The 12440-nt window shown below is 55.6% G+C and carries 11 protein-coding genes; 7 read left to right on the forward strand and 4 right to left on the reverse strand.

From position 1 onward, the window contains the following. Positions 1 to 18: 18 nt before the first annotated feature. The 5 genes from mnmE to ACXAIA_RS01585 all read left to right on the forward strand — a co-directional run bounded on the left by mnmE (position 19) and on the right by ACXAIA_RS01585 (position 6469). Positions 19 to 1392, forward strand: a complete 1374-nt coding sequence (gene mnmE, locus ACXAIA_RS01565) for a tRNA uridine-5-carboxymethylaminomethyl(34) synthesis GTPase MnmE (protein ID WP_475347792.1) — start codon at positions 19 to 21, stop codon at positions 1390 to 1392. Between the two features lie 133 nt (positions 1393 to 1525). Then, positions 1526 to 3427, forward strand: a complete 1902-nt coding sequence (gene mnmG, locus ACXAIA_RS01570) for a tRNA uridine-5-carboxymethylaminomethyl(34) synthesis enzyme MnmG (protein ID WP_475347793.1) — start codon at positions 1526 to 1528, stop codon at positions 3425 to 3427. Positions 3428 to 3810: 383 nt separating this feature from the next. Continuing rightward, complete coding sequence (gene rsmG, locus ACXAIA_RS01575; RefSeq protein WP_475347794.1) at positions 3811 to 4446, forward strand: 16S rRNA (guanine(527)-N(7))-methyltransferase RsmG; 636 nt, start codon at positions 3811 to 3813, stop codon at positions 4444 to 4446. Next, positions 4443 to 5270, forward strand: coding sequence for a ParA family protein (locus ACXAIA_RS01580; protein WP_475347795.1), 828 nt, complete (start codon positions 4443 to 4445; stop codon positions 5268 to 5270). The genes rsmG and ACXAIA_RS01580 overlap by 4 nt, the downstream gene beginning before the upstream one ends. After that, positions 5267 to 6469 carry a ParB/RepB/Spo0J family partition protein gene (locus ACXAIA_RS01585; RefSeq protein WP_475347796.1) on the forward strand — a complete coding sequence of 401 codons (1203 nt, stop codon included), beginning with the start codon at positions 5267 to 5269 and terminating at the stop codon, positions 6467 to 6469. Before ACXAIA_RS01580 ends, ACXAIA_RS01585 begins: the two co-directional genes overlap by 4 nt. Positions 6470 to 6724: 255 nt before the next feature. Here ACXAIA_RS01585 and holA read toward each other — a convergent pair whose 3' ends face one another. From holA to ACXAIA_RS01605, 4 genes are read right to left on the reverse strand one after another with little or no spacing between them, the layout of a single operon-like run. Continuing rightward, a complete protein-coding gene (gene holA / locus ACXAIA_RS01590) occupies positions 6725 to 7756 on the reverse strand; it encodes a DNA polymerase III subunit delta (RefSeq protein ID WP_475347797.1) in 1032 nt (343 codons plus the stop codon). A gap of 59 nt (positions 7757 to 7815) precedes the next feature. Next, on the reverse strand, positions 7816 to 8322 hold the full coding sequence (gene lptE / locus ACXAIA_RS01595; RefSeq protein WP_475347798.1) for an LPS assembly lipoprotein LptE: 507 nt from the start codon (positions 8320 to 8322) through the stop codon (positions 7816 to 7818). A gap of 4 nt (positions 8323 to 8326) precedes the next feature. Next, positions 8327 to 9004 carry a hypothetical protein gene (locus tag ACXAIA_RS01600; protein WP_475347799.1) on the reverse strand — a complete coding sequence of 226 codons (678 nt, stop codon included), beginning with the start codon at positions 9002 to 9004 and terminating at the stop codon, positions 8327 to 8329. Positions 9005 to 9009: 5 nt separating this feature from the next. After that, positions 9010 to 9573: a DUF3576 domain-containing protein gene (locus ACXAIA_RS01605; protein WP_475347800.1), complete on the reverse strand. Its 564-nt coding sequence runs from the start codon at positions 9571 to 9573 to the stop codon at positions 9010 to 9012. 250 nt (positions 9574 to 9823) lie between these two features. Here ACXAIA_RS01605 and ACXAIA_RS01610 point away from each other — a divergent pair, with 250 nt between their 5' ends. Next, complete coding sequence (locus tag ACXAIA_RS01610) at positions 9824 to 10843, forward strand: porin (protein ID WP_475347801.1); 1020 nt, start codon at positions 9824 to 9826, stop codon at positions 10841 to 10843. 502 nt (positions 10844 to 11345) lie between these two features. Further along, positions 11346 to 12368: a porin gene (locus ACXAIA_RS01615; RefSeq protein WP_475343024.1), complete on the forward strand. Its 1023-nt coding sequence runs from the start codon at positions 11346 to 11348 to the stop codon at positions 12366 to 12368. Positions 12369 to 12440: the final 72 nt, after the last annotated feature.

Here is a 12440-nt window from a genome sequence, read left to right on the forward strand (position 1 = left end):
AGAACTGACGGACCCGCCATGATTGCCAGCCGAGAAACCATTTTTGCCCTGTCCTCTGGTGCGGGCCGTGCCGGCGTTGCCGTGATCCGATTATCCGGCCGGCAATCCGGGGCGGTACTGTGTGCGTTATTGGGCCGGGATACCATGCCCAAACCGCGCCACGCGATCTATGCCCCGATCCGTGATCCGCAAACCAAGGAGCGGCTTGATGATGCGGTGGCGATCTATTTCGAAGGCCCGGCAAGCTTTACCGGCGAAGACGTAGTCGAGCTGCATGTTCATGGCGGGCGGGCCGTGGTCGAAGGGGTGCTCGATTGCCTGTCGCGCCAGGATGGATTGCGCGTGGCCGAACCCGGCGAATACACCAGACGCGCCTTTGAAAACGGCAAGATGGACCTGACCTCGGCCGAGGGCATTGCCGACCTGATTGATGCCGAGACATCCGCCCAGCGTCGGCAAGCCGTGCGTCAGATGGCTGGCGAATTGGGGACGCTTTATGAAGGCTGGCGCGCGCGTCTGATGAAGGCGCTGGCGCATATCGAGGCCGATATTGATTTTCCCGACGAAGATCTGCCCGATGGTATCGTGCCGGTGGTGCGCGGCGATCTGATGAGTGTATTTGGCGAGGTCAAAAAACATCTGGCTGATAATCGCCGCGGCGAACGCCTGCGCGAAGGGTTTCAGATCGTTATCCTTGGCGCGCCCAATGCCGGTAAATCAAGCCTGCTCAACCGGCTGGCCCAGCGTGATGCGGCCATCGTATCCGAGATCGCCGGCACCACGCGGGACATGATCGAAGTCCATCTCGATCTTGGTGGCTTCCCGGTCACCATGGTTGATACCGCAGGCCTGCGCGAAAGCGGGGATGTCATCGAGTCCGAGGGGGTGCGCCGGGCCACGGAGCGGGCCGAAAATGCTGACCTCAGGCTGGTGGTGATTGATCGGGAAGACTGGCCGAACATCGATCCGGAGGCCGCGCGCCTGATCGATGACAAGACGCTTATTCTGATCAACAAGGTCGATGCAACAGATGCCATTGATGTCCCGGCACAGTGGCAGGGGACATCGGCGGATGGCCGCGCGCTGGAGCTTCCCGTTTTGGCCATATCGGCCATGACCGGGCAGGGGATGGAAAGCCTCTTGCAACTGCTGGAGACTCGCGTAAAAGAGGGGCTCGATTTTGCCGGGCCCGTGCCGCTGACACGGTTGCGCCATCGGCGGGCACTTGAAAGTGCCAGCGATCATCTGGATCGCGGATTGCAGACCGATATCGCAGAACTGGCAGCCGAGGATGTACGCCTCGCTGTTCGCGAAATCGGCAAGATTACCGGACGCGTCGATGTGGAAGATTTGCTCGATATCATCTTCGGAGACTTCTGTATCGGCAAATAGAGTTAGGGAAGAGTCCCTATGGAAAATGTTTCACGTGAAACATTGGTCGTACGACGGGACGGGTAGCCTGTCGGAACCGGATAAGGTTCACGCCCGCTGCATGATAAGTTGCGGGGATTGAGTGAGGAAGTCGATGTCACAGAACGTGCCAAATAACCGCTTTGACGTGATCGTGGTCGGCGGTGGCCATGCCGGATGTGAAGCCGCTGCGGCCGCTGCGCGCATGGGCGCTGCGACGGCACTGGTCACGCACCGCGCCGATCGCATCGGGGAAATGTCGTGCAACCCGGCCATTGGTGGTCTGGGCAAGGGGCATATGGTACGCGAAGTCGATGCGCTTGATGGTGTGATGGGCCGGGCGATTGACCGTGCCGGCATCCAGTTCCGCATGCTCAACCGTTCCAAGGGCCCGGCCGTCCGCGGGCCACGCGCGCAGGCGGATCGCAAACTTTATCGTCAGGCGGTGCAGGATATCCTGGCGGAGCAGGAAAACCTCACCATCCTCGAAGGCGGGGTTGAAGACCTGATCATTGATGACAACAACCGGATCAAAGGTGTCGTCACCGGTGATGGTTCGGAATACACGGCCGGGGCGGTGGTGCTGACCACGGGTACGTTCCTCAATGGTCTGATCCATATTGGCGAAAAATCCGAGCCGGCCGGTCGTATGGGCGATGCCCCGGCAACCGGATTGTCCGAGACGCTGGCGAAATACGAATTCCGATTAGGACGTTTGAAAACCGGAACCCCGGCCCGTCTTGATGGCCGGACCATTGATTGGGCCAGCCTGCAGGAACAGCCTGGCGATACACCACCCGACCCGTTTTCCTTCCTGACCAAGGAAATCACGGTGCCGCAGATTCCCTGCCACCTGACCTGGACGACGGAAGCGACCCACGAAATCATTCGTGCCAATCTAGATCGTGCGCCGATGTATAGCGGCAAAATCCAAAGCAGCGGTCCGCGCTATTGCCCGTCCATCGAAGACAAGGTCGTGCGCTTCGCCGAGAAAAATCAGCACCAGATTTTTCTTGAGCCCGAAGGCCTCGATGATCCGACCGTCTATCCAAATGGCATTTCGACCTCGCTGCCCGAAGACGTCCAGCTTGCCATGCTGGCCACCATTCCGGGTCTGGAAAAGGTCGAGATCTTCCGTCCCGGTTACGCGGTGGAATATGACTTCGTCGATCCGCGCGAGTTGCGCCATACGCTGGAAACCAAAAAGGTTGCGGCCCTGTTCTTTGCTGGTCAGATCAATGGCACGACCGGCTACGAAGAAGCAGCCGGGCAGGGGCTGATTGCCGGTGTGAATGCGGCCTTGATTGCCGGTGGGACGGAACGTGAATTTGTTCTCGATCGTGCCGATGCCTATATCGGTGTGATGATCGATGATCTGGTCACCCTTGGCACGCGCGAGCCGTACCGCATGTTCACCTCGCGCGCAGAATATCGCCTGATGCTGCGCGCGGATAACGCTGATCAGCGTCTGACGGATCGCGGTCTTGATATCGGCTGTATCGCATCGATCCGCGAACAGGCCTGGGATGCCAAGAAGTCGGCATTGAACGCGGCGAAGGCGGAAGTATCCGAGCTGACCGAAACCCCGAATGGTCTGGCCAAGTTCGACATCAAGATCAATCAGGATGGGGTGCGCCGCTCGGCCTATGATCTGCTGGCCTATCCCGATATCGACTTTGATACCCTGACCAAGGTCTGGCCGCAGCTCGGCGCGTTTGATCCGGCAATCACGGAACAGGTGTCGATTGATGCCCAATATAAAGGCTATCTCGATCGCCAGGCGGCCGACATTGCCGCCTTCCGCCGCGACGAGGAATTGCGTCTGCCGCGTGGTCTTGATTTCGATAAGGTCGGGGGTCTGTCCGCCGAGATTCGGCTTAAGCTCAAAGAAATCCAGCCGGAAACCATCGGCGCCGCATCGCGCATCCCGGGCGTTACTCCGGCGGCGGTCACGGCCCTGCTGGGCCATATCAAAAGCCACAAGCATCAGAACGCAGCGGCATCGCGTACCGCCTGATCAACTGCACAATTGATCCCAGATCGGAACACCCGGCCAAACTATCGGCCGGGTGTTGTCGTCTGTGGTGTGTGGATGTGCCGACGACAGCGCGTGAGGAGCGGCACATCCACATATTCATTCACCGACCCCGTCTATGCCGAGTCGCGGAAGGTTTTGCCCCGGTTGTGGGCCGACTCGGCGGATGTCGGGCGAGGGCAGGACCAACTTCCGCGAATATGCGGTGAAATTGGGCTGGGGTGATCGGTTCTGAGCGTGGGAATGTTTCACGCGAAACATTCGAAGTGTTTTATTTTGATTTTATCGCACCCGATGCGGCCAAAAACACAAAATGGTAAAAATCAAGACTGGAGTGTTTTTCTGGGTGGGCCTATAAATCAAATATGCAGACAATTTCCACGCCCGTAAAAACCTGGTTTGAGCAGGATTTGAATGTTTCACGTGAAACATTGGATCGCCTCAACCAATATGCAGACCTCGTCGTGAAGTGGCAGCCACGCATTAATATCGTTGGCGCCAGCACGGCCGAAGACGTTTGGGGACGTCATTTGCAGGATTCCGCACAGCTTTGGCCACATCTTTCCGATGTCGCCGCCGACGGCAAGATCGTTGATTTCGGATCGGGTGCCGGGTTCCCGGGCATCGTTCTGGCGATCCTTGGCGCGAATAATGTGACCCTGATGGAATCCAATACCAAAAAGACGGTGTTTCTGATGGAGGCCGCGCGGGTGTGTTGTGTGTTGGGCCAGACCGAGATTGCCCGCGAACGGATTGAGGCGGCAGCGCCGCGTCAGGCCGATGTGATTGCGGCGCGCGCCTTTGCACCACTGCCCAAGCTTTTGGAATTGGGGCAGCGCCATTTGAAAGAGGGCGGCCATTATGTGCTGCTGAAGGGACGTGCCTTTGAGGATGAACTGGCGGACGCACGCGATGCCGGTTGGACATTTGATGTAACCACGCATGCCAGCCTGGTCGATCCGGACGGTGTCGTGATGATCTTAAAAGGAGTGGGCCGGTGACGGATGTTATTGATTTGCCGCTTTCGACGAAATCAGAGGGTGCCGGAAACCGTCCGCGCATCATCGCCGTGGCCAACCAGAAGGGCGGGGTGGGCAAAACCACCACGACCATCAATCTGGCAACCGCCCTGGCGGCGGTGAACCAGCGGGTCCTGATTGTCGATCTTGATCCGCAGGGCAATGCCAGTACCGGTTTGGGCCTGCGTCCGTCTGATCGCGAAATCAGTTCTTATGATGTGCTGATCAATGGCAATACGCTTGAAGAAGCGCGCAAGGAAACCAGCATTCCGCGGCTCAGCATCGTGCCGTCGGGGATGGATCTTTCCGGGGCTGAGATCGAGCTGGTCGATTTCGAGCGGCGCGAGACGCAGCTTAAGGATTCGCTTGGCAAACTGCCTCAGGATGTTGATTACGTCCTGATTGATTGTCCACCATCACTCGGTCTTTTGACCCTGAATGCGCTGGTGGCGTCCGATGCGGTTCTGGTGCCGCTGCAATGCGAATTCTTTGCCCTTGAAGGGGTCAGCCATCTGGTCCGCACCATCAAGCGGGTTAAGAAGGCGTTCAATCCGAACCTTGAGATCCAGGGCATTGTGCTGACCATGTATGACAAGCGTAACAACCTGTCGGCCCAGGTGGCCAATGATGTCCGCGACTATTTCGGCGATGTGGTTTATCGCACGGTAATCCCGCGCAATGTCCGCGTTTCCGAAGCCCCCAGCCACGGTGCGCCGGTGCTGGTGTATGACATGAAGTGCCCGGGCGCCCGGGCCTATTTGAATCTGGCGAGCGAAGTCCTGAAACGCGAAGGGGTGAAAGCATGAGCGAAGCAAAAAAACGCGGCTTGGGAAGGGGACTGTCTGCACTTCTGGGCGAAGAAGACGAAGATGTTGCGGTTGCCGCAAGCGGCGATGATACCGGCGAGGCTGCCCACCCCGGACCGGGGGGCACGACGCAGCTGATTGCGATTACCGATCTGAAACCATCCCCGTTCCAGCCGCGCAGCAATTTTGATGATGACGCGATTGATGACCTGGCGGCCTCGATCCGCGAAAAGGGCATCATTCAGCCGATTCTGGTGCGTGCATCGTCGACGGGTGAAACCACCTATGAAATCATTGCTGGCGAACGTCGCTGGCGTGCTGCCCAGCGGGCACAGCTGCACGAAGTGCCGGTTCTGGTGCGCGAGTTTGATGACCGCGAAACGGCTGAGATTGCGCTTATTGAAAACCTGCAGCGTCAGGATCTGTCACCGCTTGAAGAGGCCGAAGGCTATAACCGCCTGATGAGCGAGTTTTCCCACACGCAGGAAGCGCTCGGTCAGGCACTCGGTAAAAGCCGAAGCCACATTGCCAACAGTCTGCGTCTTCTGGGTCTGCCGGCACCGATCAAGCAGATGCTCTCGGACAAGGTGTTAAGCTCTGGCCATGCACGTGCGCTTTTGGGCGCAGATAACGCGGTCGAGCTTGCCGGGCAGATCGTCAAGAAGGGCTTGAACGTTCGTCAGGCCGAAAAGCTTGTCAAAACCGATGGTGGTAAGGCGTCGCGTCCGAAGAAATCATCGGGCGGGGCGTCGACGGAGAAAGACCCAGATACAGTGGCTCTGGAGCGTGACCTTAGCAATATGTTGGGGTTGGCGGTCAATATCGACTTTGACGGTGCGTCTGGCAAAATCTCGATCCGCTATGACACGCTTGAGCAGCTTGATGACATCTTGCAGCGCCTGACCCACGGCAAGGCCAGCGAGCTTGGCGAGGATGAAGTCGAGGTGAGTTCAGCGGAGTCGGATGACAACGAATTCGATTCGATGTTTATCGAAGACGATGACGACTCTGATGAAGATGATCTGACCGCAGAGCTTGAAACGATTGCCGATGCCACGTTGCCCGAAAGCGAAGATGATGATTTCGTCATCGAAGGGCCGGAAGGCGATGATCCGATCGAAAGCGAAGAAGTCAGCGAGGATGCGCTTGATGATCTGATTGCCGAGGAGGTTACAGATGGCACGGGAAAAAAGCCGTAACCAAAACCAGCATGAAAGAGCTCGATCGTGCAAAAATCGACCAGCTCAAGAAGCTTAAAGAAGAAGATTCGAAAGCACGCCGGGGATCGGTTGAGGTAAAGCGGGTGCTTTAAGGCGCTCTCGTGCTTCGGTTCCCTGGTCCTGTGGGTGACTCAAATCTTTAAAGGCATGTCACATTGCGTGGCATGCCTTTTTCTTGCGGATCTGCGACAGGCACCGGGATCGATCTGGCGGGGTATGGAGGCTGATGGTGGGTTAGCGCCGGACCTGTTTCTGGCGGGCAACCGCGACCTTGATCATGGCGCGGTGCGCTATGGTTTCGGGGATCGCGAGGCCACTTTTGCAGTCTTTTTCTGCTTCGAGCAGGATTTGCAGGGCGCGCTGCAGGTTGTTGACCGCCCAATTGTTCAGGTTGGCACGGAACTGGTCGGCGGCCTTGAAGAACAGGGGCGGGCGCAGCGATTTCATTGCCTGGTTGGCGTCCATTCCCTGCGACACCTGGCCTTTGACCAGATGCAGTTTTTGAAAATAGCCGATCATCATGCGCAGTGCGCCGACCGGATTAAGCCCTTCTTCAACCAGTCGCGTCAGGGCGGCATCGAGATTGACGACATTGCCCTGTGAAACAGCCTGAATGACATCGTCGTAGTGGCGCGCGGAGCTATCCCCCACGCAGGCCATCGCATCAGCCAGCGTGACCTGGCCGTCTTTCAGGGCATACAGGGCGAGTTTTTCAAGCTCGCTGCGCGAAATCATGCGGTCCGAGCCGAGATTGGCGACGAGATAGCTCGTGGCATCGCGGTCAATGCGAAGTCTATGTTCTTCCATGATCGAATGGATCAGGGTTTCGATGTCTCGCGCGCCATCGGCATAGCAGGGCAGTGCCATGCCATTGTTGGCCTTTTCAACTGCCTGGCGTAGTTTGGAGCGGGTTGGAAGGCTTCCGGCTTCAATGACAATCAGGGCGTCACCGGCAGGGTCGCCAAGGAAGTCAGCAATCACAGGCGCCTGTGCATCGCCGATATCACGGAGTCGGATCACGCGCCGCCCGCCGCCGAAACTCATGGCAGCCGATTCGTCACGCAGACGGCCGGCATCTTCCTTGAGCTGGGCACTGCCAAGCTCTATGGCGCGGAAGGGATCCTTGAGGTCCTCAATCACGGTTTTGGCCAGGCGAATCGCACGTTCGCGTACAAGGCCCTCATCCTCGCCATAGATCAGAACGAGCTGAGCCTTCGCATCCGGGGCACGCAAGAAGTTTTCAACCTGTGCTGCCTTGAGCTTCATGATGCGCCTTGTGGTTCCTTAGGGGAGTCGTGAGTTAATCGAGATGAGCGGGCAGGGGGTTATTGCGAACGCAGGCCAATAGCGACCTGATTGGCCAACTGTTGCGCCAGGTTACTGGCCGCGTTACCGCGTGCGGCATCCTCGGCTTCGATGCTGGCAAAGTCCGAATCGACGATGTTGTAACTGGTGCGGGCGCGGACCTCGCCTTTACGCAAAACCTTTGAGTCAGATCTGCGCACGAGTTGATAGTTCGCATTAATCAGATAATCGGCAATGGTTGCTTCATTATCCTTGGTAAAACCCTGCTCACTTGTCGATTCTGTCAAGGTCACGTTCAGATCATAAAGCGGGTTTGTGCTTTGACCGCGCGGGGTGAGGGTCTCAATCAGGGCATTACGGGTCAGCTGTCCAACGCGATCATTGATCAGCGCGACGTTGACGCGCGCCATGCTGGCTGCGGTGTTATAGTCATCGCCAGCTGTGGCATAGAGCGGGCGAAATCCGCAGGCACTGAGTGTTGTCAGAGCCAAAAGTGCAAGAATCGGAAAAACCGCGCGCAACGTCATTCAATTATACCTTCTTTAGCCTGGCATTAACTTTGGTGCTGGACGACCTGCCTCTTGGATCGCTTTCAATCCATCCCTGGCGCCACAATAGTTCGGTTCCGATAAAAGGGCAAAACAGAGTTAGGTCGTTCAGGAAAGAAAGGTAGAGCTCTGCATCATCTGGTGCTTGCTGAACCTTTTTGAACAGACTGCGCAATTCGGCGATCGCCAGATTGTTCTTACCGTTTTTCAGGGCGTCCTTCACAGGGGTGTGCGTTGTGCATTCCAGAGCTAAGCTTCGGTGCGCCGGACGCAATGCACAACCGCGCCAGACCTCGCGCAGCCATCTCCAATGTCCGATCAGACTGCTGTGTGTCAGATGCAACGGGCGATGGATCGGAACATCGGCCAGCAGGGCAAGCACGACGATATCAAATCCGACTTCCTCGCAAAGGTCATTGCTACTCTCTGACAGTCCATCTGTACTTACCTTTGCCCGATGATCGGGAATCGGGACTACGATTGCTTGGCCTTTGACTGCTGTTCGCACAAGCGATCGGCAAAGTGTTGCCCGAAGTCCGGTCAGATCGCCTATTAATGCTTCAAATATTTCAGAGCGCTCAGGGCATACAAGAAACCCCCAGTCGCGTTTCAGCGAGTGGGGGTTGTATTCCGGTGATATATAAAGCGTGTCTTGCGACATTACCCTTATTCGGAATTCGCGCTATCGATACGCAGCTGACGGGCGCGGGTCAGAATGGCGTCTTCCATAGCGGTTACTGTTCCCGGCTCAACCACTGCATCCTGCCACTGGTTGTGGCCGACGCTGACCTGACGGAAGACAGAAACCTTGATGGCATCAGAACGCAGGGATGTTCCGAGGATATACGTCGTCAACTTGAATCGTTCGTCTGGCGACTCTGGCGGTGTGTACCAGTCAGTGATGATAACACCACCGAACGGATCTGCAGAGTTCAGCGGCATAAAGGAGAGTGTATCAAGCGACGCGCGCCACAGGAAACTGTTCACTCCGATCCCTGAACCACCTTGCTGCGCGTCTTCTCCGCCAAATATGTTAAGGCCTTCAGAACCAAACACACCGCCACGCTCTTTTTCCTGGGCGCGGGTCATTGCCTGCCCGTTGACACGTTCATCGGTATTTGCCGAGCCAGGGAACTGATCGTAATCTACCGTGCCATAAGAGCAGCCCGCAAGAACGAGAGCGGCACCTGTTCCGATAACCAGCGATTTGAACGAAGAAAAGGTTAGCATTTCCTGCCCTTAAGAGAATTGTGTTCAACAAGCAACCCGAATTTTCAGCGAATATAGGGTGGAATTCGCAGATGAGCAAAGAAAACCAGTGTGTTTTTTTTGCCACACCATTTGATCAATGTGCCATTTTGGTCACAGCTTTGGTTGACGTGGGCATCAATTGGTGGCTCCATCCTTCTCGAACCGGGCGGCAAAAGCTGTCCAAATACTTGTATTGCGTAAAACGCATTCAAAGACGTTGAGGGAAAAGATGAAAAAGATTCTGGTAGCTTCCAGCGCACTCGTCGCTGTTGGTTTCGCAGGCGCAGCTCAGGCTTCTGAGCCGATCAGCCTGTCCGTAGGCGGTTACATGGAACAGTGGATCGGTGCTGTTGACGAAGAAAGCGCTTTTGAGCATAAAAACGCAATCCAGTCTGACACCGAAGTTCACTTCTCCGGTTCGACCACTCTCGACAACGGCATCGAAGTTGGTGCGAAAATCGAAATGGAAGGCCAGTCCGCTGGTATCGACGAACAGTATCTGTTCATCAACGGTGGCTTTGGCCAGGTTAAAGTTGGTGCCGAAGACGGCGCAGCAGCTGACATGGGCATCACCGCTCCGTCCGTTGGTCCGGTCGGCGCGAACGATGGCGACCTTGGTAACTGGGTAACTGTTAATGCTGTTCCGGACACCGTTCCGGCTGGTGACGACTCGCAGCGCATCACTTACTACACCCCGGTTCTCGGCGGTTTCCGTGCAGGTATTTCCTATGCTGATGACGACTCGTCAGAAGGTGACGACGACGTTCAGACCGGCGATAACCGCGTTTCTGGTGGTATCGAGTATAAAGGTGACTTCGACGGTGTGTCCGTTGCTGTTTCCCTTGTCGGTGAGCACTTCCAGGAAGGCGAATGGTACGGCGTTGGCGCAAACGTAGGCTTTGGTGCATTCACCGTTGGCGCTTCCGTTTCTGAAACCGACGGTGAATTCGGCGCTGGTCAGTCGACCACCTATGTTGACGACACCACCGACTTCGATATTGGCGTTTCCTACGCAATGGACGCAGCGTCGATCTCCCTTGTCTATGCATATGGTGAGAGCGACGATGACGCTGGTACTTCGGGCGTTGACGAGATCAACACTGTTGACCTTGGTCTTGCTTACACCCTGGGCGCAGGCGTAACCTGGAAATCTTCTGTTTTCTGGTTTGACGACGAAGGTCAGGATGCAGGTACTGCAGACGACAACGAAGGCTTCGGTGCAGTTACCGGTCTCGCACTTTCCTTCTAATCCTTTTCGGATTAGTCGAAAAATTGAAGGGGGTGGATTTTCCACCCCCTTCTTTTTTGTTTGTATCCTTCTAAAAAGTTTAAATAAACCTTCCTGACATTGCTCACAGCATCCAATTAATCCTTTGCCTAAAAGCATTCTGTGAGCCGTTTGGGATTCCTGTTTTTCCTAATCTCAACGGATTTCTGGCAATGGAAATTATACTTTTAGCGCATCTAAATTATGACCAATGCTCATTTAATGTGATCATAGGACAAGAATGGTCTTGCGCTTGTCCGCATAAAAACCAACTACATAGATGAATTACCTTAATAAATCAGGCTTTTGAAAGCCATCCGATGCAAGTGTTGTAAAATCGCAACAGCATTCTTTTTAAATATCCGATGGTCACTTATTATAATTGACCATAATTCATTTAAGTGGCTTTATCACCCTCGACAGAACGAAGGGCCGTCCGGTTCAAACCCCTTCGTCCCGAAACGTCATTCTATTGAGGGTTATGATGAAAAAGATTCTTTTTGCTTCCAGCGCACTTGTCGCTGTTGCCGCTGCAGGCACCGCACAGGCTTCCGAGCCGATCCAGCTTTCGGTTGGCGGTTACATGGAACAGTGGGCTGGTGTTGCTGACCAGGACGTTGGCGAATCCAAAAACGCTTTCCAGTCTGACACCGAAGTTCACTTCTCTGGTAAGACCACGCTTGATAACGGCATCGAAGTTGGTGCGAAAATTGAACTTGAAGGTGAAACCTCTTCGGACCAGATCGATGAACAGTATCTGTTTGTCAATGGTGGCTTCGGTCAGGTCAAGCTTGGTAAAGACGATAGCGCTGCTGACTCACTTGCCATCACCGCACCGTCGGTTGGCCCGGTTGGCGTTAACGATGGCGATCTGACCAACTGGGTTGATGCTTACCTTGTTGACACGGTTCCGTCGAGCGGTGACCAGAAGCGCTTCACCTACTTCACCCCGAACATCAGCGGCTTCCAGGCTGGTGTCTCCTATGCGGATGACAGTGGTTCGAACAACAACGACACCGCGACTGACGGCGACAACATTCTGTCAGCAGGTATCAGTTATCAGCATGACTTCGATGGTGTCGCGGTTGGTGTTTCTGCAACCGGTGAAAACCAGGCTGAAGGCAACTGGTATGGCCTTGGTGCAACTCTTGGCTTCGGTAACTTCGTCGTTGGTTCTTCCTGGGGTCACATTGAAGACGATTACGCGCAGGGTGAAAACTCCCGCACCGCTGGTGATACCGACGCGTTTGACATCGGCGTCTCCTACGCAATGGATGCGGCGACTGTTTCGCTGTCCTACGGTTATGCTGACTACGGAAACCGCACCGACGGTTCCAGCACGACAACTGGCGAAATCAGCACCGTTGATCTCGGCATGTCCTATGCGCTTGGTGCAGGCGTTGCTTGGAAATCGTCGATCTTCTGGTTCGATGACGAAGCTGACAGCGCAAACATCGCCGATAACGACGGCTTTGGCGCCGTTACCGGTCTTGCTCTGACCTTCTAATTCTTCGGAATTGGGATCGATTTTGAAAGGGTGGCTTCGGCCGCCCTTTCTTTTTGTCTGTATCGTGGGAGT

Source organism: Thalassospira sp. ABL2_045 (assembly GCF_056161285.1).

Excerpts from the sequence above, each read along its gene's own strand:
- mnmE (WP_475347792.1), top strand. The coding sequence starts at position 19 with ATGATTGCCAGCCGAGAAACCATTTTTGCCCTGTCCTCTGGTGCGGGC.
- mnmG (WP_475347793.1), top strand. The coding sequence starts at position 1,526 with ATGTCACAGAACGTGCCAAATAACCGCTTTGACGTGATCGTGGTCGGC.
- rsmG (WP_475347794.1), top strand. The coding sequence starts at position 3,811 with ATGCAGACAATTTCCACGCCCGTAAAAACCTGGTTTGAGCAGGATTTG.
- ACXAIA_RS01585 (WP_475347796.1), top strand. The coding sequence starts at position 5,267 with ATGAGCGAAGCAAAAAAACGCGGCTTGGGAAGGGGACTGTCTGCACTT.
- holA (WP_475347797.1), bottom strand. The coding sequence starts at position 7,756 with ATGAAGCTCAAGGCAGCACAGGTTGAAAACTTCTTGCGTGCCCCGGAT.
- lptE (WP_475347798.1), bottom strand. The coding sequence starts at position 8,322 with ATGACGTTGCGCGCGGTTTTTCCGATTCTTGCACTTTTGGCTCTGACA.
- ACXAIA_RS01600 (WP_475347799.1), bottom strand. The coding sequence starts at position 9,004 with ATGTCGCAAGACACGCTTTATATATCACCGGAATACAACCCCCACTCG.
- ACXAIA_RS01605 (WP_475347800.1), bottom strand. The coding sequence starts at position 9,573 with ATGCTAACCTTTTCTTCGTTCAAATCGCTGGTTATCGGAACAGGTGCC.
- ACXAIA_RS01610 (WP_475347801.1), top strand. The coding sequence starts at position 9,824 with ATGAAAAAGATTCTGGTAGCTTCCAGCGCACTCGTCGCTGTTGGTTTC.
- ACXAIA_RS01615 (WP_475343024.1), top strand. The coding sequence starts at position 11,346 with ATGAAAAAGATTCTTTTTGCTTCCAGCGCACTTGTCGCTGTTGCCGCT.